Source organism: Aureisphaera sp., assembly GCF_059726885.1.
In genome coordinates, this window is sequence record NZ_AP041051.1 from 2,120,828 (window position 1) to 2,146,646 (window position 25,819).

19 protein-coding genes and 1 pseudogene are annotated in these 25,819 nt (G+C 44.6%); 11 read left to right on the forward strand and 9 right to left on the reverse strand.

Features of this window, described 5'->3' with window-relative positions:
* Positions 1 to 30: 30 nt before the first annotated feature.
* From AC6JAD_RS09145 to AC6JAD_RS09155, 3 genes and pseudogenes are all read left to right on the forward strand, one after another.
* Positions 31 to 1,449: pseudogene (locus tag AC6JAD_RS09145) on the forward strand (choice-of-anchor L domain-containing protein); the annotation flags it as partial.
* 42 nt (positions 1,450 to 1,491) lie between these two features.
* Positions 1,492 to 5,724 (forward strand): T9SS type B sorting domain-containing protein, encoded by a 4,233-nt coding sequence (locus AC6JAD_RS09150; protein ID WP_497866296.1) that lies wholly within the window; start codon positions 1,492 to 1,494, stop codon positions 5,722 to 5,724.
* Between the two features lie 10 nt (positions 5,725 to 5,734).
* Entirely contained in the window at positions 5,735 to 6,760 is a 1,026-nt protein-coding gene (locus AC6JAD_RS09155) for a PorP/SprF family type IX secretion system membrane protein (RefSeq protein WP_461305434.1), read from the forward strand.
* A 45-nt stretch (positions 6,761 to 6,805) separates the two neighbouring features.
* On the opposite strand, the gene AC6JAD_RS09160 is transcribed toward AC6JAD_RS09155, so the two are convergent.
* A complete protein-coding gene (locus AC6JAD_RS09160) occupies positions 6,806 to 7,957 on the reverse strand; it encodes a vWA domain-containing protein (protein WP_461305435.1) in 1,152 nt (383 codons plus the stop codon).
* A 205-nt stretch (positions 7,958 to 8,162) separates the two neighbouring features.
* Between AC6JAD_RS09160 and AC6JAD_RS09165 the strand changes: the two genes are divergently transcribed.
* From AC6JAD_RS09165 to AC6JAD_RS09175, 3 genes are read left to right on the forward strand one after another with little or no spacing between them, the layout of a single operon-like run.
* A complete protein-coding gene (locus tag AC6JAD_RS09165; protein WP_461305436.1) occupies positions 8,163 to 10,391 on the forward strand; it encodes a tetratricopeptide repeat-containing sensor histidine kinase in 2,229 nt (742 codons plus the stop codon).
* Entirely contained in the window at positions 10,392 to 11,123 is a 732-nt protein-coding gene (locus AC6JAD_RS09170) for a LytR/AlgR family response regulator transcription factor (protein ID WP_461305437.1), read from the forward strand. It abuts the gene before it with no gap.
* A 3-nt stretch (positions 11,124 to 11,126) separates the two neighbouring features.
* Positions 11,127 to 11,639: a gamma carbonic anhydrase family protein gene (locus tag AC6JAD_RS09175; RefSeq protein WP_461305438.1), complete on the forward strand. Its 513-nt coding sequence runs from the start codon at positions 11,127 to 11,129 to the stop codon at positions 11,637 to 11,639.
* On the opposite strand, the gene murI is transcribed toward AC6JAD_RS09175, so the two are convergent.
* The 8 genes from murI to AC6JAD_RS09215 all read right to left on the reverse strand — a co-directional run bounded on the left by murI (position 11,636) and on the right by AC6JAD_RS09215 (position 19,598).
* On the reverse strand, positions 11,636 to 12,427 hold the full coding sequence (gene murI / locus AC6JAD_RS09180) for a glutamate racemase (RefSeq protein ID WP_461305439.1): 792 nt from the start codon (positions 12,425 to 12,427) through the stop codon (positions 11,636 to 11,638). The two genes, AC6JAD_RS09175 and murI, sit on opposite strands and share 4 nt — an antisense overlap.
* 71 nt (positions 12,428 to 12,498) lie before the next feature.
* Positions 12,499 to 13,008, reverse strand: coding sequence for an OmpH/Skp family outer membrane protein (locus AC6JAD_RS09185; protein ID WP_461305440.1), 510 nt, complete (start codon positions 13,006 to 13,008; stop codon positions 12,499 to 12,501).
* A gap of 49 nt (positions 13,009 to 13,057) precedes the next feature.
* Entirely contained in the window at positions 13,058 to 13,897 is an 840-nt protein-coding gene (locus tag AC6JAD_RS09190; protein WP_461305441.1) for an OmpH family outer membrane protein, read from the reverse strand.
* A gap of 38 nt (positions 13,898 to 13,935) precedes the next feature.
* Positions 13,936 to 16,554: an outer membrane protein assembly factor BamA gene (bamA, locus tag AC6JAD_RS09195; RefSeq protein ID WP_461305442.1), complete on the reverse strand. Its 2,619-nt coding sequence runs from the start codon at positions 16,552 to 16,554 to the stop codon at positions 13,936 to 13,938.
* Entirely contained in the window at positions 16,523 to 17,266 is a 744-nt protein-coding gene (gene uppS, locus AC6JAD_RS09200) for an undecaprenyl pyrophosphate synthase (protein WP_461305443.1), read from the reverse strand. The genes bamA and uppS overlap by 32 nt, the downstream gene beginning before the upstream one ends.
* 2 nt (positions 17,267 to 17,268) lie before the next feature.
* Positions 17,269 to 17,958: a type IX secretion system protein PorG gene (gene porG, locus AC6JAD_RS09205; RefSeq protein WP_461305444.1), complete on the reverse strand. Its 690-nt coding sequence runs from the start codon at positions 17,956 to 17,958 to the stop codon at positions 17,269 to 17,271.
* 99 nt (positions 17,959 to 18,057) lie between these two features.
* A complete protein-coding gene (locus AC6JAD_RS09210) occupies positions 18,058 to 18,942 on the reverse strand; it encodes an NAD kinase (protein WP_461305445.1) in 885 nt (294 codons plus the stop codon).
* A 2-nt stretch (positions 18,943 to 18,944) separates the two neighbouring features.
* A complete protein-coding gene (locus AC6JAD_RS09215; RefSeq protein WP_461305446.1) occupies positions 18,945 to 19,598 on the reverse strand; it encodes a CBS domain-containing protein in 654 nt (217 codons plus the stop codon).
* Between the two features lie 84 nt (positions 19,599 to 19,682).
* On the opposite strand from AC6JAD_RS09215, the gene AC6JAD_RS09220 reads away from it, so the two are divergent.
* The 5 genes from AC6JAD_RS09220 (at position 19,683) to AC6JAD_RS09240 (ending at position 25,815) form a co-directional block, all read left to right on the forward strand.
* On the forward strand, positions 19,683 to 20,396 hold the full coding sequence (locus tag AC6JAD_RS09220) for a pyridoxine 5'-phosphate synthase (protein ID WP_461305447.1): 714 nt from the start codon (positions 19,683 to 19,685) through the stop codon (positions 20,394 to 20,396).
* The gene (locus AC6JAD_RS09225; RefSeq protein ID WP_461305448.1) at positions 20,397 to 21,170 is read left to right on the forward strand and encodes an alpha/beta fold hydrolase; all 774 of its coding nucleotides are present in this window, start codon (positions 20,397 to 20,399) and stop codon (positions 21,168 to 21,170) included. It begins immediately after the preceding gene.
* Positions 21,171 to 21,282: 112 nt separating this feature from the next.
* Positions 21,283 to 22,533: an OmpP1/FadL family transporter gene (locus AC6JAD_RS09230; RefSeq protein WP_461305449.1), complete on the forward strand. Its 1,251-nt coding sequence runs from the start codon at positions 21,283 to 21,285 to the stop codon at positions 22,531 to 22,533.
* A 15-nt stretch (positions 22,534 to 22,548) separates the two neighbouring features.
* Positions 22,549 to 24,138 carry an SGNH/GDSL hydrolase family protein gene (locus tag AC6JAD_RS09235; RefSeq protein WP_461305450.1) on the forward strand — a complete coding sequence of 530 codons (1,590 nt, stop codon included), beginning with the start codon at positions 22,549 to 22,551 and terminating at the stop codon, positions 24,136 to 24,138.
* Positions 24,139 to 24,252: 114 nt separating this feature from the next.
* Entirely contained in the window at positions 24,253 to 25,815 is a 1,563-nt protein-coding gene (locus AC6JAD_RS09240; protein ID WP_461305451.1) for a zinc metalloprotease, read from the forward strand.
* Positions 25,816 to 25,819 lie beyond the last annotated feature (4 nt).

Consider the following 25,819-nt stretch of genomic DNA (forward strand, 5'->3'; position numbering starts at 1 on the left):
CAATATATTTGGCAACTTAATGACCTATTTATGAAGAAACTATTACTCCCGCTAGTTTTGCTCTTCAATGGTATTGTCTTTTCCCAAATCACCGTAGACGATACCACCTTTAATGTGGAGCAATTAGTAAATGACGTCCTTATTTCGGGTAGTTGTACCCAGGCGACCGATATTACCACCCCAAATAATAGTCAAGATTCTGGGGAAGGATTCAATAGCTTCGGCTTTTTTAACAGAGGAACCTCAAACTTTCCATTCGAGGAAGGTGTGATAATGATGAGTGGCGATGTACAGCAAGTCCCAAATGGGCCTTTTATTTCTGCTGGATCTAACCCACCTTGGAATGGAGATCCCCAGTTGAATCTCATCTCTGGAGGGAATACCAACAATGCTACGGAGATTGTCTTCGATTTTGTACCGATAGTACCAACGCTAACATTCAATTATATGTTGGCGTCTGAGGAATATGAAACAGGATCCCAATTCCCATGCACATTCGCCGATGTTTTCGCATTTATTTTAACGGGACCTGGAATCCCTAATGTGAACGATTATGATCATGATGCCAATCCGGCAACACCAGATTTGTCATTGGATTTAGGTGGAAAAAATATTGCCCTTTTACCGGGAACCAATATTCCAGCAGCAATTACCAACATACATGATGAAGGACCCTGTGCTCCAGGTTCCTTGGGAGAATTTGCTTTTCCAGAGTTTTATGATAGTGCAGGTAGTGGAATGGGAGATACGGCCTTTGGAGGAAGAACTGTGGTACTTACAGCAGAACAAGATGTAATTCCGGGGCAAACCTATACGATTAAATTAGTAGTAGCTGATTTTCTTGATAGTGCTTTCGATACAGCCGTTTTTATTGAAGCAGGAAGTTTTGATATTGGTAGTGTAGATTTGGGTGTAGATCTTACAGTTCCAGATGGAAATGCAAGATGTGAAGGTCAGCCTTATACGATAGTTCCCGATCTGGATGCTCCAGGAGGAACTACTTTTGAATGGTTTTTTGAAGATCCACCGGGATCAGGAACCTTCGTTCCATTTGTGCCAGCTGAAACAGGCCCTACGTTAACAGTTTCTACTACGGGAACCTATCAGCTAGTAGCTAATTTAGGAGGAGTCTGTTCGGCCGAAGGGACCGTCTTTATAGAATTTGCACCGCCAATTACAGTAAATACCAATCCGGCACCTTTAATACGATGTGATTCGGATAATGATGGTATAACAGAATTTAATCTTGAAGCTGCAGATCCCGAGTTAACTATTGGAGATCCAGACTTGGCCGTGAGTTATCATGGTACTTTTACCGATGCAGATCTAGATCAATTGCCATTGCTAAGCCCATATACAAATGATAACCCATACAATGATAACGTATGGGCGAGGGTATTTAGTTTGACTAGTAGTTGTTACGAAATTGTAGAGGTTATTTTAGAAGTAAGGGACAGTCCTGTGGCAATTACACCCGCAGAACCATTGCGCATGTGTGATGATGACGGTACCCAGGACGGGTTCACGTTTTTCGATCTTACCGTGGTGTCCGCCGAAGTGCTCGGAGGTATGAGCCCAACAGAATTCGACCTATATTGGTATGAAGATGAAGCAGATGCTATACTCGCTGGAGACCTAGCACTTATAGCACCTGATTTCTCGGCTGCAATAGCCACCCCAGCCAACTATATAAATACATCCACTCCACAAACAGTCTATATTCTAGTGGTAGGGAATGCGAATAGTACCTCTCCCAATAATGGAGCGACCGGATGTTACGATATCGTTGAGCTGGAACTTATCGTTGACCCGCTCCCTGAGGACCTGGGCCCTTTCGAGATGATGCTCTGCGACGATGAGGTGAATGGCAGTACCATTGACGATGAAATATCCACGTTCGACCTAACGAGCCAAGACCCGTTCGTTACCGGTGGCGATGCGACACTAACGGTACAGTGGTTTGAATCATTGGCAGATGAGGCAGCGGACAACCCGATCATGGGCCCGAATGTGTATCAAAATATTGCTACTCCCCAGACGGTAATCGGCCGTGTGACCACGGAACAGGACTGTAGCATCACCGTTACATTGACCCTTACGGTGCTTCCAGTACCGACTCCTAACCCAGCACCAACGCCAATAGAACTTTGTGATGACGACGATGACGGCATCGTTGATGGTTTTATCCTTACCGATAGGGATGTAGAAATAATTAATGGTGAACCAGATGTAAATGTATTATACTATGCCACCGAACAAGAGGCAATAGATGCAGTTGTTGGCACCGAACTAATAAGTCCTTATACAAATACGACCCCGGGAAGCCAAATAGTATATGCCCGTGTAACGCGAAATGTTCCACCCGGTATATTACCTTGTTTTGATATCGTTGAGCTTACGCTTAACGTGATCGCCCTTCCGGACGTGCCTGACGGGGATTTCCGGGACCCTTTCCTTTCGTGCGACACTGACGGCAGCGGCCAGGCGGTCTTCGACCTTACGCTCCAGGACGCTTCGGTCCTTGGTGTTCAGGACGCCTCCGGCTTTGCCCCGATCACCTATCACACCCTTGAGGGCGACGCGCAGGCCGGGGTGAACGCGATCGACCCTGCGGACGCCTTCCCGAGCACGGGCCAGACGGTCTGGGTTCGCCTTGAGAGCCTTGTCACGGGCTGCGTCCGTGTGACGGCCTTCGAGCTGGTCGTTGGTGGGTTCCCTGCCATCGGCACGGGGGCCGACCTTTTCGAGTGCGACGACGAGGTGGGCGGCAGTACCCTTGACGACGGCCTTTCGACCTTCGACCTCACGCCCAACGGCCCTCTGATCGACCTTGGCGACGACACCCTTGTGGTGGAGTACTACGCCAGTGCTGCCGACCTTGCCGCGGGCATCCCCATAGCGGACCCCACGGCCTACCAGAACACGGCCTCCCCCCAGCAGGAGGTCTTCGCCACGGTGCGCAGCACCGAGGGCTGCACTGCCAGCAGCAGCTTTTTCATCAACGTGGAGCCCAACCCGGGCGCCATCGAGCCGGAGCCCCTGATCGCCTGCGACGACGACAACGACGGGTTCTTCAACGCCTTCGACCTTGCCTCCAAGGACGCCGAGATCGCCAACGGCGAGGCGGACGTCACGGTGAGCTACTACGAGACACTGGTGGACGCCCAGGTGGCGGACCCCGCGGATGTGCTGGTGAGCCCTTACTCCAACATAGTGCCCTTCAGCCAGGTGGTGTACGCACGGGTGGTGCGGGACACCCCCCCTGGGGTGAACCCCTGTTTCACGATCGTGGCCATGGAGCTGCGCGTGGAGCTGTTGCCCAACCCTCCGGACCCCGGGTCGTTCCTCTCCCCGATGGAGGTGTGCGATGACGACGGGGACGGTTTTGCGGTGTTCGACCTGACGCTCAACAGCGCCCCGGTGCTGGCCACCCAGGACAGCCCTGCCGACTTTCTGGAGGTGACCTATTACGAGAGCGCCCTCGATGCGGACCTTGGGACCAACGCGATCCCCCTCCCGGGCGCCTACACGAACCTTTCTAGCCCACAGACGGTCTGGGCCCGTGCCGAGAACGGCCTTACGGGCTGCTACCTTGCGACGCCCTTCGACCTGGTTGTGAACCCGCTGCCCGTGCTGGGCACCGGCCCCTTCGAGATGGCCGAGTGCGATGACGACCAGGGGGGCAGCACGCTGGACGACGGCATATCGACCTTCGACCTTACCCTGAACAACGACGCGATCACCGGGGGCAACGGCAGCTACTCCGTATCGTACTACCTGAGCGCCTCGGACCAGGATGCGGGGATCGCCATCGCGGACCCGACGTCCCACCGCAACGTGGACCCCGACGGGCAGCCGGTGAACCCACAGGACATATTCGTGAGCGTCTTCACGGGCCCCGGCTGCGAGGCCCGCACGGACCTGACCCTTAGGGTCCTCCCGAACCCTACCCCCAGCGAGCCCGAGCCCCTTGAGGTGTGCGACGGCGACGGGGACCCGGACATCGACGTATCGCCCTTCGACGGCCTCTCGGTGTTCGACCTGACGTCCAAGGACGACGAGATCATCAACGGTGAGCCCGACGTGGGCATACTGTACTACGAGGGCGCGGACCTTGCCGAGGTGGGCGACCCATTGGATGCCATAGCGGACCCCACGGCCTACCAGAACACGGTGCCGGGCGGCCAGGCGGTCTACGCCCGCGTGACCAGGGACGTCCCCCCCGGGGAGCTCCCCTGCTACACGGTGGTGGTACTGGAGCTGGTGGTCAACCCGCTGCCCGACGGCAGCGGTGATGTCAGCGACCTTGTGGCCTGCGAGTTCGCGGCCGACGGCGTTGCGGTGTTCGACCTGACCCAGCGGGACGCGGAGGCGCTCAACGGCCAGGACCCGCTGCTTTTCGGGGTGGCCTACTACCGTTCCCTGGCGGACGCCCAGTCGGGCGCCTCGCCGATACTGGACCCCTCGGCCTTTGCCAACGAGTCCAACCCACAGACGATCTACATCAGGGTGACCGACACGGCCACGGGCTGTTTCGCCGCGAGCCAGGAGGACCCCGACAGCGGGGAGGTGTCCCTGAGCTTCGACCTTGAGGTCAAGGAGGCGGCCACGGCCATGGAGCCCGCGCTGCCCTACGAGATATGCGACAACACCGGCGATAACGACGGTGTGGGCGCCTTTACCCTGCACAGCGACCCCGCCAGCCCGACGGAGCTCGACGGCGAGGCCGACGCGCTGGCGGCGGAGATACTTGCGGGCCAGGACCCGGCGGTCTACGTACTGACCTACCACGAGACGCTCGAGAACGCCGAGGCGGGGACCGATCCCCTTCCCGACGTGTACGCCAACGTGGTCAACCCCCAGGTGATCTACGCCCGGGTGACCAACCAGGCGGACCCTGAGGACCCCGACGCCTGTTTCGCCGTGGTGGAGGTACTGCTCTCTGTGGAGCGGCTCCCCACCGTGGAGCTCGAGGAGGAGTACAGGCTCTGCGTTGACAACGGGGTGGCCATCCCGGAGGAATCGGGCGACCCGTCCCCCCCGCTGATAGACACGGGCCTCGACCCGGCACTTTACATATTCTCATGGACGGTCAACGGGGAGGTGCTCCCCAATGCCGTTGAGCCCTTCCTGCTGGCCACCGAGGGCGGCAGCTACGAGGTGACCATCACCGAGGTGGAGTCGGGCTGCAGCACGACGGCCGCCACCACGGTGGTACTGTCCTCCCCCCCACAGGAGTACACGGTGGACGTGACCAGCAACGCCTTCGACGGCGAGCACATGATCGAGGCCACCGCCACGGGCGAGGGCAGCTACGAGTACCAGCTCGACGACGGCCCCTTCGAGGGGGCGGGCGAGGTGGCCCATACCTTCACCGGCGTGGAGCCGGGGCCGCACACGGTGACCATACGGGACACCAACGGCTGCGGTAGCGTGACGGTCGAGGTGGGGGTGATAGACTACCCCAGGTTCGTGACCCCGAACCAGGACGGCTTCCACGACACATGGAACATCATAGGGATCGCCAGTGGCGACCCTACGGCAAAAATTTATATATTTGACCGCTTCGGTAAGCTTCTCAAGCAGATCAGCCCGTTGGGGCCAGGCTGGGACGGTACCTACAACGGGAACCCGCTGCCCTCGAGCGATTACTGGTTCAGGGTGGAGTACACAGAGGACGAGGCAAGGAAAGAGTTCACAGGGCACTTTACCCTAAAACGATAAGATAACGACTATGAATTTTAGAAAAACCTACTTAAGCTTATTATTATTTTGTTCCGTTTCTATCGGATTTGCACAGGATGGAATTCCTACATATTCGGATTATTTTGCGGACAACATTTATTTGTTGCATCCTGCAACTGCTGGAGCTGCAAATTATTATAAGCTTCGTTTAAGTGCTAGGCAACAATGGTTCGATCAGGATGAAGCCCCTAATCTACAAACATTGAGCTTTAATGCTCGTTTAAGTGATAGATCGGGTATTGGAGCCATTCTTTTTAACGATAAAAACGGATATCATTCACAGGTAGGGGGATATTTAACATATGCCCACCACATTATGTTTGGTAGGGGGAATGCCGATCTAAATCAACTTTCGTTTGGTATAAGTGCAGGATTAATTCAATCTCGATTGGATGAAACACAATTCGACCCTAACGATTTCGACCCGATTGTAGCCGGAATTATTCAGAGTAGTTCTTATTTCAACGCAGATGTTGGGGTTTCCTATTATTTCTTGAATTTTTCAGGACATGTTACGGCTAAGAATGTAATTTTCCAGAATAGAAATTTATTTACTGAAGAATTAGAACCCAATAATCAGAGAACATATATGATTTCTTCTGCTTATTTTATTCCAACATCTTATGGAAGATGGGCGTATGAGCCTTCTTTCTTATTTCAATGGAAGGAAAGAACGGGTGAACAATCTATCGATGTAAACTTCAAAGCTTTTAGGGAAATGGAGTTCGGAAGACTATGGGGTGGAATATCTTATAGAAGAAGTTTTGATGGTTCCGAGTTTTTGGATGGAACTGAGATCAAGGATCAAAAACTACAGTTTATAACACCGGTTATAGGTGTGAACTATAATAAATTTGTGTTTGCTTACACATATACCCACCAATCTGGGAGTGTACGATTCGATTCTGGAGGATTCCATCAAATTACATTGGGATATAACTTCTTGGAGGGTAAAATTTCGAGATGGTCCCAGGACATGAGGTATAATGGTATGCTACGTCCGAGAGGGTACTAGTAGTAACATTAAAGATATTAAAAAGCCCCTCGAAAGGGGCTTTTTTTAATTCCAAGTATAATTTTTCTTTTTGGCTTGTTTTTTTAGGGCCTCTATCATGGCACTTTCCAAACCATTGGAAGAATTCTTTTTCTCTTCTGCAATATATTTTCTGCGCTTTTCATTGAGTTTGGCAATTTCACCATTTATGCGCTCACGTTCTTCCTTCTTGTTTTTGACGTATGCCTTAATTTCGGATTTTGATTTGTCCTTAAGGTTATCAGGAAGTTCTTCTTTTTTGAGATCGTCATAGCTGAAGTCTTCTTCAGTTTCGGCATCGACCAAATCCCATGAACTGCTATTGTAAAATTTGGAACTTTTAGAAACGGTTCTACTAACTGCGTTTTCCTTACTATATCCCATTGCGTTACTGTCCTGTGCGGTCTGTTCGGCTACTTTGTACCGGCCTCTTTTTCCATAGGGTACGTAGGTGCCATTTAATTGAATGTTTAATTGTAGAATGAGGTCATCGTATGGAGAGGCAACATGAACCGTCTTCTGGTCATGATTTATGGCCATATAATCACCATAGGCTACTTTAGCCCCATCCTGCCATTTAGTAGCAACGCCATGATCGAAGTCCCCACAAAAAATCGTATTAACTACCACGTCTTTTTCTTTTGCTTTGCTACCGGCATCCCTATAGTCTACATTGCCTTGGGTAAAAGGTTCATTTCCTGCAATAAATATCATTTTTAGATCATCGGCATCATTCCCCCAATCCAATTCTTCCAGAGAAGCTTTGATTACGGTTCCGCAATATTCGCTTCCACCATCGGTTGTAAGGGAAAACAGTTCTTTAGATACGTCATCTAAATCGTTGGTGAAGGGTAAAATCTTTCTGAGATATCCCTCTTTGGAACTCAATCGATCATTCCCATATTCGTAAAGGGCGATCTCTAGATTGGGTTGCTTACTACGGCATTTGGCATATGATAATTCATTTACTATTTCCCACAATTGTGCTTTGGCTTGGTCTATAAGCCCATCCATACTATTGGATGTGTCCAAAAGCAAGGCCACGCGGATGTAATGCTCCGACACATTTTCCGAAATGGTTGCATCATTGTGAAAAGCAAGTTCTTTATCCGTTTCGGTCTTGCATGCATACACCGAAATGAATGAGAAGAGTAAAGCTATCGTTTGTAGTGTTTTCATTTTTCAATACATTTTAAATTTGGGGTAAACCTAAAGAGGTCTTCATTCATAAAAAAAGAGCGTTTAGTAAAGTGGTGATTTGATTGAGTGAAAGGGTCTGTTGCTTTAGTTAAACCTTAGATTTTAACTGGTTTTATGGCGATATTGGACAGAAGCCGTTTTTCGGAATGCCTTAAAGTGTGTATGTTTACGTTTTAAATAAATAATGAATAGAACACTCATATATCTAATTTGCTTTTTCTCGCTTGTTTTCAGTCTGGGGTATGCCCAGGAAAAAAATGAGCTGGATAGGAAAGGGAATGTTTTTGATGACGAAGCAGCTGCCAGTTTCGATCTGGAAGGACAGGTATTGGAGTCGGACACTTATCGCCCTATCGGTAAGGTGAATGTTGAGATTACGGGTAAAGGGTATACTACTACCAACAATGAAGGCCTTTTTAAAATTAATGCCCAAGTAGGGGATGAGTTGGTTATACGGAGTGATGAATTTGAGACGGTTCGTTACAGAATTGCGGATCAACAAAGAATTACCCTTGAAGTTAAAAAGGCCATGGAGGCAAGCTTGCCTACAAGGTCTAAGTCCAAGAAAAGGTTGGATTTATTTTCAGTTTATATAGATTCAGCAAAAGCCACCCTGAGGATTGATGCTAAAAAAAGTATTGAATATGTTACCCAGGCGTTGCAGTCTGTGACCGGAAGGAAGGCGTCTTCATCGCAAAATGCTATTGCTTTCGAAATGCTGGGTGACATTAATTTGCATTGGCAATTACCAGACTTGGCCGTAGCCAATTACAAGGAAAGTATCCGTTCCCGACCCAATCCGGAAACACGTATTAAGTTGGCCAAAGCATTTATGCAGAATGGGAACTATCAAGAAAGTATAGAGGAGTATAGAAAATTACTGAACCTGAAACTTTCCAACTATCAACAAGTGGAAGTGTATGAAGGGTTAGGGGATAATTATAAGGCTACCAATGACGCTGTTAAAAGTGTATTCAATTATCAAAAGGCGCTAGATATTGCCAATGAGCATAAAATCGCCCCCAAAATTACCGATCTCAATTCCAGTATTGGAGAAGCCTACGCTTTGGGAGGTGCCATCGAAGAAGCAGAGGCTTACTTTGACAATTCATTAAACCTTTCAAAAAAAGAAAACAGACGAAGGGCGGTAGAAGAAAAGAATACCGTGGCCGATTTCTATAACCAAAAACAGGATTTTGACAAGGAAATAGAGTTAAGGCAAGAGGCATTGACCGAAATAAATAGTCTTGAAAGTCTGGGGGATACTGTGACCAGTTTAAGCAGCGCACTAACACCGCAACGACAAAACTATAAAATCGCAAATGCCTATGTGGCACAGGATCGATACGATGAGGCCATTCCCTTTTTGGAACGCAGTATTACGGAGGCCGATGCCAAAGAGGATCTAGTGGTACAAAAGGACGCTACCCGTAAGCTTTCAGAAATTTACAGGGATATTGGGGATTTCGATAAGGCTGCCGAGAGTTATGAACGCTATGTTGCCGTAGTAGATGAACTCTATATACAAAAGGAACAGGAATTATCGCAAGCAACGCGATTCAGTAAGGAAATAGCCTTGAAACAAAATAGGATTACCAGTTTGGAAAGTGAGCGCGTTTTGAATGAAAGCAGATACCAACTGGCCTTTGAAAATCAGGAGTTGATAGAAAAGAATAATAGGGTTCAGAAATGGATTATAGGATCCCTTATTGCTATTGCATTGTTGCTTTTGTTTACAGCATATAACCAACGACGCAATGTAACGCAGCAGAAATACGCGAATAGTCTTTTGGCCTTAAAGTCCCTAAGAACCCAAATGAACCCACACTTCATTTTCAATGCCCTTAATTCGGTAAATAGCTTTATCGCTAGTAATGATGAGCGTGCTGCCAATCGATACCTAAGCGAATTCTCACAGCTCATGCGATCGGTGTTGGAAAACAGCGATGAAGACTTCATTCCGTTGTCTAAAGAAGTAGAATTATTGCGCTTATATGTAAAGCTTGAACATTTTAGGTTTAAGGATAAGTTCGATTATGAAGTAAATGTTGACGAGAAATTGGTGCTGGATGACTTCGTAATTCCACCCATGTTATTGCAACCGTATGTAGAAAATGCTGTTTGGCATGGGCTGCGTTACAAGGAAGAAAAGGGCAATTTGGTTATCGATTTTAGTCAGAAGGATAAGGACACCGTAATCATTACAATTACGGACGATGGTATTGGGAGGAGGCGTTCAAAGGATTTGAAAACTGAAAATCAGAAGAAACAGAAATCGAAAGGAATGGGCAATATCAAGAAACGGATTGCCATTCTAAACGAAATGTACCAAGATAAGGTGGATGTGCTGGTGGAAGATGCTTTTGAAGATGAATTGGGTACGCGGGTGCAATTAATTTTAAAGAAAGACTAAATGGATTTAAAGGCTATTATTGTAGAAGATGAACAAACGAGTAGGGATATCCTAAAGAATTACTTGGCGAAGTATTGCCCTAGGGTTGAGTTAATGGGTGAGGCCGCTAACGTGGATGAAGCCCTAGTGCTTATTCGAAATCACGATTTGGATCTCGTATTTTTGGATGTAGAAATGCCCTATGGAAATGCGTTCGATTTATTGGATAAAGTTGGTGACCGAACCTTCGAGACCGTATTTGTTACGGCCTATGATCATTATGCCATTGATGCCTTGAATGCACATGCTTCCTACTATTTGCTGAAACCTATCAATATCGATAAACTTATAGAGGCGGTAGATTATGTGGTGGAGATAAAAGAGAAGGAAGAGGATTTACAAAATACGGTACTTAAGCCCAAACAGGCTGCCGTTAATGGTAAAATTACCATTCCGTTGCAACACGGGTTTGAGGTCCTTCAAATTGAGGATATTTTGTATTGCCAAGCTGATGATAATTATACCTTGATTTATATTGGGGAGAAGAAAAAGCTAGTAAGCAAAACCCTGAAGTATTTTGAAGAAACTTTGACGGATAATGGATTTGCCAGGGTTCATAAATCCTATTTGGTAAATGTGAATGCCATTACCGAATACAGAAAAGGCAAAGGAGGAAGTGTTGTTCTAAAAAATGGTAAGGAGATAATGGTAAGCCCAGCCAAGAAAAAAGATTTATTGAGTTATTTCGGATAAGCTATGATCATTAAACCAGTAAACGGAAAATACCCTGTCATTCCAGAAGATTGTTTTGTTGCGGAGAATGCCACCATCGTAGGGGATGTTGTTATGGGTAAGGAATGTAGTGTATGGTTCAATGCAGTGATACGGGGCGATGTGCATTACATTAAAATGGGTGATCGCGTAAATGTCCAGGATGGTGCCGTGATTCATGCTACTTATCAGAAATCGCCCACTAACATCGGCAATAATGTTTCCATTGGGCACAATGCCATTGTACACGGATGTACCATAAAGGATAATGTACTTATAGGAATGGGAAGCATTGTAATGGATGATTGTATCGTAGAGAGCAATAGTATTATTGCAGCTGGTGCGGTGGTAACAAAAAACACTCGCGTGGAAAGTGGCAGTATTTATGCTGGGGTTCCCGCCAAAAAGGTAAAAGACGTGAGTGAAGAACTATTGCATGGCGAGATTCACCGTATCGCAGGAAACTATGTAAAGTATTCGGGGTGGTTTAAAAATTAAAATTCCTTTTTCGCAATCACGGTGCTTTTATTGTACTCTTTCAATAAAATATGCAGTGTTTCTACTTCAGCATTCGTATAGAAATCTAAACGGGGCAGTTCATTTGTTGTGTTGAGCAAATCATGTTTCTGAAGAATGGCCTCTACTTGTCTCGCTACTGCTTCCCCAGAATCTATGATTTTAACGTCCTCTGGGAGCATTTCCCTTAACAAAGGAACAAGATAGGGGTAATGACTGCAACCTAGCACTAAATGGTCTATATGGGCCTCTAGCATGGGCTGAAGATGCTTTTTTAATAAGGACCGTAACTCAGGATGGTCCAAATCCCCTTTTTCTATCAGGGGAACCAATCCTTCTCCAACTACTTCGATGAGTTCAATTCCATTGGTAAACAAATCTGCGGTCTCGTGGAAAAGCTTGCTGCTCAAAGTCCCTTTTGTTGCTAGAATACCAATGCTTTTCGTTTTGGTTTTTAAGGCAGCCGGCTTTATGGCTGGCTCTATTCCTATAAAGGGGATGCTGTATTGGGATCGCAATTCCGATATGGCATTGGTGGTCGCCGTATTGCAGGCGACTACAATGATCTTACATCCTTGTTCGATCAAATACTCTGTATTTTTCTTGCTAAGAGCAAGTATCTCTTCTTGAGGAAGGACACCGTATGGAGCATTTTTGCTATCGGCCAAATATAGGGTGTGCTCGTAGGGCAAGAGTTGGTGGATTTCTTTCCAGATGGAAGTTCCGCCAACGCCCGAATCGAAAATTCCTATGGGTGCATTAGCTGTCAAAAGAGATTAAATATAAAAAGACCCCATAGAAAACTCTATAGGGTCTTTGTTTTATCGGCAATGAATTTCAATTAAATTCCTAGTTCCTGCTTTACAGAGCTTAGAAGATCCGTTCCATCGGCCAAAATAACCCCATTACCATTGGACGAGTCCAATACATATAGGAATCCTTGTGCTCTAGCTACTTTCTGAATAGCTGTACGTGCTGTTTCCAAAACGGGTTTCAAAAGATCTACTTCCTTAGTCTGAAGGTCATTTAACGCTTGCTGTCTGTAATCGTTAATGTTCTTTTGCATTCCCTGTACTTCGATCACACGCTTTTCGTTTTCGGCATCTGTCTTGGTAGAAGCTTCGCTATCATATTGCTTCATTTTCGCGTCTAACTCCTTTAACATAGACTTGATTTCAGTGTCATATGTTTTTTGAAGTTTTTCTAACTGACTTTGAGCTGCCTTCATCTGCGGCATAGCCTCAACCAAAGCCTGGGTGTCAATATGTGCAATTTTGTCCTGAGCATTTACAGAAGTTGTAAATCCTACAAAAAGCGCAGCAGCTACAAATAGTAATTTAAATTGTTTCATTGTAATTGTATTAAATTTAAGTGTAAATAGATTAGATTATTTTTATTCCTTATTGTCCGCCATCGCCTTCACCTTCTGGGGTATTGTCTCCAGACCGGTTTTTACGGGCTTCCAAAATTGAATCTTTTCTTCTTTGTCTTTCGTCTAGTAGACGTTGTCTTCTGGCATCGAATTCTGCTTTCTTAGCAGCTCTTACAGAGTCTCTTTGTCTTTTTCTTTCCTCCAGTAATCGGGATCTTTCATCCTTCTTTTCCTCAGCCGCCTGTTCCCTTGCCGTTACCTCAACATCTTGTTCGTCTGAAAGGCCATCACGAGCTTCAATTTCCTTTTTCTCCTTGCGGCTTTGAGCTTCTTCCCTTTTGTTTGCTCTATTAATTCTTCTTAGAACTTGGTCACTAATGTCATTACGTTTAGATGCAAACAACATCACAATATCTGCAGATTTATCGAAGATAAAATCATATTTCTTAGCTTCGGCAATTTCCTGAACAATGTTGAAGACTTGGTCCTGAACCGGCTGTACCAATTGCCTTCTTTGAATATCAAGGTCTCCATTGGGTCCGAAACGAGCTTGTTGGTAGGTAAGCATTTCTTCTTCCAATATCTTTATTTCCTCTTCACGTTCCTCGATCAATTCAATGGTTAATAAAACACGCTCATTGCTTAGATTGAGTTTCATTTGCTCAATTTCTGCATTAAGTTTTTCAATATCTTTTTTCCATCGCTGTACTTTACCCTCCAATTGTGTTGAGGCCTCTTGGTATTCAGGTACGCTTTCCAGAATATATTCCATATCTATATATCCTATTCGCGCCCCTCTTTGGGCTTGTACAAGTGACACACTCCCCAGTAGTGCCAATGCGATTAAAAAGAATTTAGTTGTTTTCATGATTGCTGGTTGTTACTTTGAAAATATCGTGCCAAAAATTAAAACTGTTGTCCAATAATGAAATGAGTTTCCCATCCATTACGCTGTGTTCCCCCTAAAATAGGGTCGAAACCATATCCAAAATCAATACCCAGTAAACCAAAGGCAGGCATAAATATACGAATTCCTGCTCCGGCCGACCTATTAATATCGAACGGATTATAGTTCCTAAATCCGTCGAAAGCGCCCCCTCCTTCTGCAAAAGCCAGTACGTAAATCGAAGCCAATTGCTTCAATGTAACTGGATATCTTAATTCTAACGAAAATTTATTGTAAATGGTATTTCCATCATTGGTAGATAATGATTGATTTGGATATCCACGAAGTTGAATAACTTCTCTTCCATCTAAACTGAATGCACCTAATCCGTCACCACCTACAAAGAAACGTTCAAATGGAGGGACTCCTCTATCATTATTATAGGCGCCTAGGAAACCGAATTCTGCTTTGGGACGCAATACCAAATCGCCAACTATGGCTGTATACCAAGTGGCGTCAAATTTCACCTTGTAGTATTCTAACCATTTAAAGCGCTCCTGATCAATTTCTGAAACACGCTCACGCGCATCTACAATAGATCCTGCGTCACTATTATTGTCATTTATGATATCCTGATTCGTCTGTCTTTCATCTGCCAATGCAGAGAAGTCTGTGCTTCCAAAGGCAGAATATGGTAAGGTTAATTTAGCACTTACATTAAACTGGGATCCGCCTCTTGGGTAAATTGGGTTGGCAGAGGTACTGTTCCTGCTCAGGCCAATGGTATAGGCAAGGTTGTTCGAAAATCCATTTCCAAATGTAAAGAGCCCTGTATTGTAGTTTTTTAAGTTGTAATGCTGAAAACTGAGTGCCTGTGATAATTGAAAATAGTCATCAGGCCACTTTAGTCTTTTTGCAATTCCGATAGATCCACCCGTGATAAGGAATCTTCGGTCACGGTCCCTTTCACGCTCTACAAAATCGAATAAATATTGAATGGTATGAGAGAAAGAGGTACTTAACTGAACTGGTTTTTTCCCGCCCAACCAAGGTTCGGTTAGGGAAATACTATAGGTTTGATAGAAGCTACTGGCTTGGGCCCTAAGGGAAAGTCGTTGTCCATCTCCCATGGGCACCGGTCGCCAAGCGTCCTTGTTAAACATATTACGCAAGGAGAAGTTGTTGAAGGAAAGCCCTAAGGTTCCTACAAATCCACCACCACCATAACCTCCTTGAAGCTCAATCTGGCTCGATCCTTTTTCGACCACAGCATATTCTAGATCGACCAAACCATTGTTTTGATCCACATCCTTAAAATTAGGAGTAAGCTGCTCAGCGTCGAAGAAGCCGAGCTGTCCTAATTCACGAATGGTTCTTACTACATTTCTTTTACTGTATTTCTGACCAGGACGTGTTCTAAGTTCACGATAGATAACATGGTCATTTGTTTTGTCATTTCCAACAACGGTAACATGATTGAAATAGAACTCCTTGTTTTCGAGGATTCGAATTTCAAAATCAATAGTGTCATTTCGAACCGCAACCTCTACAGGATTAATGTTCACGGCAAGATATCCGTTGTTCTGATAAAGATTGGTCAGGTCTGCCGCATCGGGATCGCTATTGTCCTGGATACGTTCCTTAAGCAAGGTTCCGTTGTACACCTCCCCTTTCTGAATACCTACATACTGTCTAAGGAAGTTATCGGTATATCTACTATTACCAATGAAACGAATATCCCCAAAATAATACCTTCTACCTTCTTCCAAATTAAGCTTAAGGGAAATTGTTTTGTCATCTTCCACAATCAAGGTGTCGCTAATAACACGCGCATCCCTGTAGCCTATTTCGGCATATTTTTTTACTAAGTTTTCTTTGTCTTCTTGGAATCCTTCTTCGGTATATTTCGACTTTTTGTAGAAACGTATCGGGTTCTTTTTCTTCGTGTTTTTAAGGAACCTACGAAGCTTTTTGTCCTTTACGTCTTCATTGCCTTCAAACTCAATAGAAGAAATCTTAACACGATTACCGCGGTCAATTAAGATCCTAACATCTTTACCAATTTCCGTTCCCGTAGAATCCAGGGCCGGAGTTGTGCTGAAGATTACGTTCGTATTTAAGAACCCTTGGTCCTTATATTTATTTTTAATGTAATTTTTGGTAGTGGTAATAAGGTTCTTGGTAATCTTAGTACCCTTGGTAAGATCGTTGTCGTCAATTATTTCCTTTGCTTTACCCTTGCGAACACCTTCGACCTTAATTTCATTCAGTTTTGGAAGCTCCACGATATAGAGCTCCAGATCTACATTGTTGCCATCTATATTGGTCACGTAGAAAGCGATGTCGCTAAACAGGTTTTGTTCCCAAAGCTTCTTTGTTACATTACTCAGTTTTTCCCCGGGAATGTACATACGGTCGCCCACCTTGATTCCGGTAAACGCGATTACCGTGTTTTCATTAAAACTTTGTGCTCCCGTTACCTTAATACTATTTATGGTATACCTAATACCTGAGTCGAGTTCTTTCTGCTGTGCGGAGGTACTCCATACCGATAATATTGTGACTAATAAAGTACAATAAAGGGTGCGGTAAAATAGGGTGGAGGTGTTATGGGTAAAGTTGTTCACTCGTCTTTCCAAATCTTCGTTCTCTGTTTTGATAATTTAAAATGGCTTCAAAAAGGTGATCCTTTCTATAATCGGGCCAAAGAGTTTCTGTAAAATACAACTCTGCATATGCGATTTGCCATAATAAAAAGTTACTGATTCGCTGCTCACCACTGGTTCTTATTAAAAGATCTACATCTGGTAAGTCACGCGTGTAAAGATGATTATTTATCATCTTTTCGTCAATATCCGACGGCGAAATTAGGTTATTTTTAACTTTAAGGCTAATCTCTTTAATAGTTTTTGTGATTTCCTCACGCGAACCATAGCTCAACGCTAGTGTCAGTGTCATTCGGGAGTTGGATTTTGTGCGATCCATCACATCCAATAACTCATTGTGTGCTTTTTTGGGAAGGGAATCCAAACTACCAATGGCATTGAGTCTAATGTCATTGTCCATAAGTGTCGATATTTCCTTTTTTAAGGAAGACACCAACAGTCTCATAAGGGTTTCTACTTCCAGTTTAGGGCGGTTCCAGTTCTCTGTAGAGAAAGCGTATAAAGTTAGGTAGGGAATGGGGAATTTTGCACAGGCCTCTACAATTTCCTTCACGGCCTTAGATCCGTTTTCATGACCCTTAGATCTAAACAGTCCTTTTTTCTTAGCCCACCTACCGTTGCCATCCATGATCACTGCTAAGTGCTGGGGAAGTCTGTTTTTATCTATTTTATCTTCAAGTGTCATTATTAAAAATTGCAGTAACAGGGTTTCCTGCCAAAGGTATAGGTAAGTGTAACTCCTGTAAACACATACCAATCGTCACTATTTATATTTCCAAACCTTAAGAGCTCACTGCCTTCCAGATCCGGATTGCTTCCGTCCAGGTTGTCCGTGAACGTATATCTTGCACCAATTTCTATGCCTAAAATAAACTTCCCGAGAACTGAAGTTTTAAATCCAACAACCATAGGGATTGCAGGTGCTCCGGCACCTTCATATTTTACTATTTGGCTTGTCCCCCTTCTCTTATATAAGTCGTCATAGAAGAAATAGGTAAGTCCTGTATACAAATAAGGTGTCGATTGCGGTCTTCCACTGTAAAGGTTGAACTCCCAAAAGGTATATTCTATACCTACGGAAATTTCGGTAACGGTGTTCTCAAAATCATACCCTCTCTGTTTTCTCCTGCTTTCACCAGAATCTGCATCGTCTCCACTTATTCCTGAAACTATCAACGAACCCCTAAAAGAGTGCCTTGCGCTTCGGTTCCATTTAAAAATACCACCAAACGCAAAATTGTTGGGGGCAATATAACTGGTGCTTCCTATATCCCCTATGTAATTCGAGCCTCCAATAAAGCCACCAACTTCATAGGTTTGTGAATGTCCTTGAAAAACAAGAAGAATTAATAAAACGGCCGTTACGAAATACCTCATATTCCTTAAAAGTTTGCAAATATACTAATTAACTTTGCTTCTACATGTTTTGAGCAAATTTGTCTCAGTTGATTAACAAATTTTAAGGTGTTTTATTGTTTAATTCCTTTTGTCTTCGCCCCATAACAACTTTTTCCTAAGCGTTTTCACAAAGCTTTCATTTGGCAACTGTACTAGCTTTATTGAAAATGGGGATTTTCGTATCGTTACCACTGTGTCGTTTTTTAAGGTGACTACCCTAGAGTCCAAGGACATGAGGTAGCTTTCTTCCCTTCCCGAAACCTTTAATGTAACCGTGCAATCGTCTGGTATTACAAACGGTCTCGCATTTAAATTGTGAGGCGCAATGGGCGTCAGGACTATACTATTTGTGCTAGGATCAATTACGGGTCCACCACAACTTAGGGAATACCCAGTAGACCCAGTTGGGGTAGCTACAATTAAGCCATCACTCCAATACGACGTAAGGTACTCATCGTTTAAGTGAGTTTCTACCTTAATCATGGAGGTGGTGTTCTTTCTATTAACCGCAATTTCATTCAATGCGAAATCCAATGTCTCTAATTCTGGATGTTCAGGTTGGGTGCTAACCGTTAATAGTGTTCTCTCCGAGATAGTATAATCACCCTTTAGGATTCGCTGTATGCTTTCGGTTACATTTTCTTTCTGAATCGTAGCCAAAAAACCCAGCCTGCCACTATTTATTCCAACTATAGGAATACCCAAGTCCCTTACATAAGTAACCGAACGTAAAATGGTCCCATCTCCGCCGATACTAAAAAAAAGATCGTACGAACTGTCAAGTTCTTCAAAGGTTCCCATGGAGAGTACATGGTCTGAAATACCTTTGTGGGCTTTCAGGATTTTTAGGAAATTAGCCTTAATAAGAACTTCAGCATCATAATTCTGAAGGGCATCCAAAATGAGCTGGATGTAGGCCTCAGAATGTTCGTGATAAAATTGTCCGTAAATGCCAATTTTCATGATTACATATTAAGGTATTTATTAAGATAGTCGGATCGCTCCTGCAGGTCCTTTAGCATCTTGTCTTCCTCATGCTCCGACACTACATTGTATCCGTATCGTCTAAAGGTCTGTACAATGGCATTCATACCCGAATGGCCTATTTTAATGGTAGCCTGTATGATGTCGTTTTCCAATTTGGACACAAAAACCCCTAGGAGTCTTCCGTCGTTACTTTCCACTATTTGACAAATCTCGCTGAAAGAATAATCTTGAAGTCCCTTTTCAACCACAATGATGCCTCCCGTTTCACTTAAAAAAGGAGTGTCATTAAACAACGCCATGATATCGCTAAGTTCGTAGTACCCCAAGTACTTGGTATCTTCCAGAACCGGCATGATATTACTGCCGTGAATGGCAAAGGCCTCTAGAATATCCAAGAAATGAGTCTTTTTCAGCACATGAAAGGGTTCTAGGGCATATTGATATTCTTCTATGGTTTTTGAACTTTCGAAACAATGTGCGTCGGTTTCGCTCAAGCATCCTTCGAAGACACCCTCTTTTGCCACTGGAACGTGAGAATACGTAAGTTGGTTAAATGCAGTCTGCACTTCAGATATGTGCGTTGTTATATCGAAAGCCTTAAGATCGTTAATGATGAAGTCTTGGGTATTCACTACTGTAAATTTTATGCAAATTACTTAAAATAAAGATGGAAATAGGAAGGGCATCTTCGTATTTTTGCCTTTTTCCACAATACCATGACAAAACTAAGTGTAAACATCAACAAAATAGCCACGTTACGAAATGCTCGTGGCGGTTCACTTCCCAATGTTATTCAGGCTGCTAAGGATATTGAAAGTTTTGGAGGGCAGGGCATTACCGTGCATCCAAGACCCGATGAGCGGCACATCCGTTACCAAGATGCCTATGATCTTAAACCCGTAGTATCTACCGAGTACAATATTGAAGGGAATCCTATAGAGAAATTCATGAACATGGTGTTGGAGATAAAACCAACCCAAGTAACATTGGTCCCAGATGCAGTAGATGCGATTACCTCAAATGCCGGTTGGGATACCGTTACCCATAAGGAGTACCTTTCCGATATAATTTCAGAATTTAAAAGGAATGGCATACGGACTTCCATTTTTGTCGATCCTGAAATTGCCATGATAGAAGGAGCAGTTGCCACCGGAACCGATAGGATAGAGTTGTATACCGAAGCGTTTGCACATGAGTTTGCAAATGGCAATGAGGGCGCTGTGCAGCCCTATGCGGAATGCGCTCAGCGTGCCCATGAGTTAGGTTTGGGAATAAATGCTGGGCACGATCTGTCCTTGCAGAACATTCAATTCTTTAAACAAAACGTCCCACATTTGTTGGAAGTTTCCATTGGCCATGCCTTAATTTGTGAGGCACTATACCAAGGTTTGGAATCTGTTGTGAAACAATACCTTCAAAAACTCGCTTAAATGATATTGCATTCACAAATTATAGGGGAAGGAACCCCATTTGTTATTTTGCATGGCTTCCTGGGCATGGGAGACAATTGGAAAACACTAGGCCGCAAATTTGCTGAGATGGGCTATCAAGTTCATTTGGTAGATCAGCGCAATCATGGACGCAGTTTTCATTCCAATGATTTTTCATATCGATTCATGTCCGAAGACCTTCTTCAGTACTGCGAGCACCATCAACTTAGCGAAATTGTACTTTTGGGACATTCCATGGGTGGAAAAACGGCGATGGAGTTTGCCACGGGTTATGAAGATAGGGTGTCCCATCTCATAGTGGCCGATATCGCTCCCAAAAGTTATCCCCAGCACCATAATGAGATTCTGAAAGCACTGGCCACTTTGGATTTTTCTGAAATATCCACGAGGGGAAAGGCAGATGAGAAGCTTGCCCATTACATTCCGGAAATGGGTATTCGTCAGTTTTTATTGAAGAATGTATACTGGAAGGAAAAAGGTCAATTGGGTTTGCGAATGAATCTTGAAGTACTCACCGAAAAGAATATAGAAATTGGAAAGGCCCTGGCCGAAGGAACCCAATTTAATGGCGCAGCTTTGTTTTTGGGAGGTGAGCGTTCTGGGTACATAGAAACCTATGACGAAATACTCATCAAAAAACACTTTCCCAAGGCGACGTTCGCTACCGTTGAGGGAGCAGGGCATTGGCTACATGCTGATAATCCTACAGTATTTCTTGAAATTATTACGAAATTCTTACAAAAAGAGATATAATTTTTATAAAATTGCAAAACAAGAGTATTATGTATGCATAATAAATTTTGAATTGTTGCACTGCATTCTACCACCGAACACTTAACAAAATTTAAATCTTAACTTAACTATTATGAAGAAATTAGTCTTTCTTGCCGTATGTATGCTTGCATCCGCTATGGTGTATGCTGGAGGGTACCGCGTGAGTCTTCAAGGAAATAAGTCCTTGTCGATGGGGCATACCGGAGTGGCATTAATTGACAGTAGCGAATTGGTATTTTTCAACCCAGCTGGGTTGGTGCATTTGGAGAATCGATTGAATATATCCGCTGGAGGGTTTGGAGTGTTCTCTAATGTAGTGTACCAAAATGAAACGACGGGTGCATTCGCCGAAACGGATAGCCCAGTAGGGACACCATTTTACTTATATGGTTCCTATCAAGTGAACGATTGGTTGGCTTTTGGTCTAGGGGTATACACACCATACGGAAGTAGGGTAGAATATGAAGACGATTGGGCAGGTTCTCACCTTGTAAATAATATTGAACTGGCTGCGATTTTTGTGCAACCCACAGTTTCCTTTAAAATCAACGATGTGTTGAGTGTGGGTGGTGGACCCATTTATGTAACGGGATCTGTAAACTTCAATAGAAACCTTTCCCGAACCCTTACCGACTTAGAGGGAAATCGTAGTGAAGTCACTATCGATGCCTCCGGTGTAAATAGTTGGGGTTGGACTGCTGGTGTCATGGTTCGTGCCAGTGAAAATATTACCATTGGGGCGAATTACCGATCCGAGATCATTTTGGAAGCCGATGAAGCCGATGCCGATTTCGAAAATATTCCGAATTCCCCATTAACCCCTTTTGCAGATACTGCGGCTAGCGCAAGCTTACCGTTACCAGCAGAAATGACCGTTGGGATTTCCTATAAATTCTGCGACAAGTGGACCGCGGCTTTCGACTTTAACCGTGCCTTCTGGGATGTATATGAGTCTTTGGATATCGATTTTGCCGATGAAGGCATTCCAGATTCCTTTAATGCCAGAAACTATAAAAATGCATCTACCGTGCGTTTCGGTTTGCAATACGACGCAACCAAAATGTTTACCCTAAGAGCTGGGTACTATTTCGATGAGTCCCCTGTGCAAGATGGTTTCTTCGCACCGGAAACACCACGTAACGATAGTAACGGATATACTGCCGGACTTACCGTAAACCTAAGCGATCGTTTCCAGATCGATGCTTCTTTCCTTTACCTACACTTTAAGGAAGTAGACGCTTCTTACGATGCTTACACCGAAAATGGTATAGCGGCTCCGTTTGGAGGAAAGTACAAGAGTAATGCCTTTATTCCTGGTTTTGGGCTAACCTATAAAATGTAATAAACTACCAAGACGATGAAAAACACATTTAAATATATAGCACTGGCAGCAGTTGTGGCATTGGCAAGCTGTGAGCCGGAATTTGAAAATACGGTAACCGACGAAGGTTTCTATGATACAGGAAGTGCCAACCTTACTAATTATGTAGCCGTTGGTAATTCACTTACAGCTGGGTATGCAGATGGTGCCCTTTACATTTCAGGGCAAAATAATTCGTACCCAAATATTATGGCTTCCCAATTTGCAAAGGCAGGTGCAGGTGAGTCTTTCACCCAGCCTTTAATGGATGATGATTTAGGAGGTTTGTCCTTGGGAGGAACGCCTGTGGCAGCCAATAGGTTTGTGTTGTCTACAGATGCCAATGGAAATCCATTCCCAGCAGTGCTGGAAGGAAACGCAACTACAGATGTAACTACCAGCGCAGCTGGACCCTACAATAATATGGGTGTGCCAGGGGCCAAGAGTTACCATTTGGTAGCTCCGGGTTATGGAGATGCCTCAGGGGTGCTTGCCGGAACGGCAAACCCTTACTTTGCACGTATGGCTACAAGTGCCAGTACAACAGTAGCTGCGGATGCAGCGACATTGAGTCCTTCTTTCTTTAGTTTGTGGATTGGAAACAATGATATTTTAGGTTATGCTACTGCTGGAGGTGCTGGTGTAGACCAGACCGGAAACCTAGACCCTACTACCTATGGTCCTAACGATATTACAGATCCGCTTGTATTTGGAGCTTCGTATACCGCGGTATTGGATGCCCTAATGGCAGGAGGAGCCGAAGGTATCGTAATCAACCTTCCAGACGTAACATCTATTCCTTACTTTACGACGGTTCCGACAGCAGCTTTGGATCCTACCAATCCTGATTTCGGATCACAGATTCCAACGTTAAATGCCACCTATGCTTTGTTGAACCAAGCATTTGCATTTTTGGGAGTACCGGAAAGGTCCATTCAGTTTTCTACCACTGCCGCAAGTGAAGTTGTAGTAATGGATGAGTCGTTGGCCAACATAAGTGCAGAATTAACACAGGTATTGGCTGCAGGAGGATTGGATTTGCCCACAGCGACGATTTTCGGATTGCAGTACGGACAGGCAAGGCAAGCAAATGAGGGTGATCTCATGGTATTGGTAAGTGCTTCCCAAATAGGACAGTTGAATACCGACCGTATGGCCGAATTAATGGCCTTGGGGCTACCCGAAGCCGATGCGGCACAGTTGTCGGTTAATGGTATTACCTTTCCTATGGAAGACCAATATGTGTTAACAGCCAGCGAGCAAACTAGCGTGGCTAATGCTGCGGCAGCATATAATGCTACCATAGAAGCCTTAGCAGCATCTAGAAACCTTATTCTAATTGACGCCAAAGGTGAATTGGCACAGGTAGCGAATTCCGGAATTCCTTATAACGGAGGTGTCCTAACCGATACTTTTGTAACAGGAGGAGCCTTCTCATTAGATGGGGTGCATCCAACCGCTAGGGGATATGCCTACGTGGCCAATCTTGCGATCGATGCCATTAATAGAAAATACAATGCAAGTATCCCAACGGTAGACATAGGAAACTATCCTACGGTACAGGTACATAACAATGGAGGAAACTAGATAGTTCTTACCATATAGTATACAAGGCGCCCTCAGTGAGGGCGCTTTTTTTGTGCCGTTTTTGTTTCGAAATAAATACGTAACTTCATCCTGCAAACAACTAAAACCAGTAATATGAAACCATTAATTTCCTTGGGGAGGGAAATAGGTAAACCTCTCTTCTTTTGGCTCTCACTTTTATTGTGTATTGTGCCCATTGCGGCACAAACACCCGATGAATGTTTTTTTGTGGCTCCTACTGGGCCCGATCCCAATGACGTGTATTCTTATGACGTAGACGAAAATTCCTTAACAGATTTTGACCCCATTGTTTTTAATATCTTTTTCTGGGGGATGAACGATTTAAATGGGGATCCAGGTTGGATCGCACTTTCGGAGGAACATTGTTTAACTTCGGTATCTCACCTCAATCGGGTGTTCAATGAGTTTGGTATTTATTTTAAATACAAGGGCATGGATACCTTTAATACCGAGTATTACGATATGTTCGAAGCTAACGGGGACAATGATTTTTTCGATGACGCAAAAACCCTGGACAATCAAAGGACCGATGCTTTCAATATATATGTAGCCAGTGGTGGTGCGCCAGGTGGTGCCGCAGAGGATTTTTATGTGCCCAATTTATACGTACATCATGAATTCTACTTCCGGGAAGGGCTTATGGTGCACGAAATTGCGCACTGCCTGGGATTGTATCATACCTTTCAGGACTTTTGGGCGGGTCGTGTGGTGCCCCAGTATTGTGGCAGTTGTGAGAACGAAGATTACTGTGAGGAAACCGTAACGCGCAACCCATTGGATCCTAACTACAACGCAACTTTTGCTGGAGATCGTGTAACGGACACCCCTGCGGTGCCCAATTTTCGTATTGAATGGTGCCGTTACAATGGGTATACCCCAAATGAATGCAGAAATCTTCCAGATCCCCATTACTATGAATATGTTGACTCGGAAACATTTGTTTATTCAGGTCCAGGTACCGATTGCTTAGAGTTTCAATACAACATTGACGCAGAGGATGTCAAAAACTATGTCAGTTATTCACCAGCCGTACCGGCAGGAACCGATTTGTTTTTCAGGAACTTCACGGCTGGGCAAAAAATTAGGATGCACGAGTCCATAGCTTATGACCCCTTGGGCCAATTGGCAGGAGCTCAAACCACGGTACAGGCCTTGTATGAGCCGTATAAAGGGGATTATGCAGCCAATGGGGCCTATCTGGGCCCGCAGGTGCCCCCCACCTTTCAGCCGGGTTTCGATTACGAATTCGTAAGCTGTGGTCCCTATGGGGATTATCCACCCCCGCCAGATTATAACGATACCTCCTTTTGGTATATCAATGGGGGAATGTTCAATTATTCCTTTCCAAAAGATGCTTTGCCTGGTCAGTACGATGATATTATTCACCGGAATAATTTTGCCATCCGTATCCAACAATTGGATTACAACGGCCCCCGCAATTGTTTTTCCACCACGGGGCCAGCTTCTGATGGGACGGTTTTAAAGTTCGAGGATGGGGTGTTCAATACCAATGTGACCATAATCCCCAAAGACTCTACCCAGATCAACGATCCCAATCTGGTAAACGACCTGAATCCCGGCCTGTATAAAATTGAAAAAAACCATTCGGGTGGGGCCGTGGAGGAAACGGTCATTTTAAAGCAGAATGACTTTTAATGTG

Excerpts from the sequence above, each read along its gene's own strand:
- AC6JAD_RS09150 (WP_497866296.1), top strand. The coding sequence starts at position 1,492 with ATGTGTGATGATGACGGTACCCAGGACGGGTTCACGTTTTTCGATCTT.
- AC6JAD_RS09155 (WP_461305434.1), top strand. The coding sequence starts at position 5,735 with ATGAATTTTAGAAAAACCTACTTAAGCTTATTATTATTTTGTTCCGTT.
- AC6JAD_RS09160 (WP_461305435.1), bottom strand. The coding sequence starts at position 7,957 with ATGAAAACACTACAAACGATAGCTTTACTCTTCTCATTCATTTCGGTG.
- AC6JAD_RS09165 (WP_461305436.1), top strand. The coding sequence starts at position 8,163 with ATGAATAGAACACTCATATATCTAATTTGCTTTTTCTCGCTTGTTTTC.
- AC6JAD_RS09170 (WP_461305437.1), top strand. The coding sequence starts at position 10,392 with ATGGATTTAAAGGCTATTATTGTAGAAGATGAACAAACGAGTAGGGAT.
- AC6JAD_RS09175 (WP_461305438.1), top strand. The coding sequence starts at position 11,127 with ATGATCATTAAACCAGTAAACGGAAAATACCCTGTCATTCCAGAAGAT.
- AC6JAD_RS09185 (WP_461305440.1), bottom strand. The coding sequence starts at position 13,008 with ATGAAACAATTTAAATTACTATTTGTAGCTGCTGCGCTTTTTGTAGGA.
- AC6JAD_RS09190 (WP_461305441.1), bottom strand. The coding sequence starts at position 13,897 with ATGAAAACAACTAAATTCTTTTTAATCGCATTGGCACTACTGGGGAGT.
- uppS (WP_461305443.1), bottom strand. The coding sequence starts at position 17,266 with ATGACACTTGAAGATAAAATAGATAAAAACAGACTTCCCCAGCACTTA.
- porG (WP_461305444.1), bottom strand. The coding sequence starts at position 17,958 with ATGAGGTATTTCGTAACGGCCGTTTTATTAATTCTTCTTGTTTTTCAA.
- AC6JAD_RS09210 (WP_461305445.1), bottom strand. The coding sequence starts at position 18,942 with ATGAAAATTGGCATTTACGGACAATTTTATCACGAACATTCTGAGGCC.
- AC6JAD_RS09220 (WP_461305447.1), top strand. The coding sequence starts at position 19,683 with ATGACAAAACTAAGTGTAAACATCAACAAAATAGCCACGTTACGAAAT.
- AC6JAD_RS09225 (WP_461305448.1), top strand. The coding sequence starts at position 20,397 with ATGATATTGCATTCACAAATTATAGGGGAAGGAACCCCATTTGTTATT.
- AC6JAD_RS09230 (WP_461305449.1), top strand. The coding sequence starts at position 21,283 with ATGAAGAAATTAGTCTTTCTTGCCGTATGTATGCTTGCATCCGCTATG.
- AC6JAD_RS09235 (WP_461305450.1), top strand. The coding sequence starts at position 22,549 with ATGAAAAACACATTTAAATATATAGCACTGGCAGCAGTTGTGGCATTG.
- AC6JAD_RS09240 (WP_461305451.1), top strand. The coding sequence starts at position 24,253 with ATGAAACCATTAATTTCCTTGGGGAGGGAAATAGGTAAACCTCTCTTC.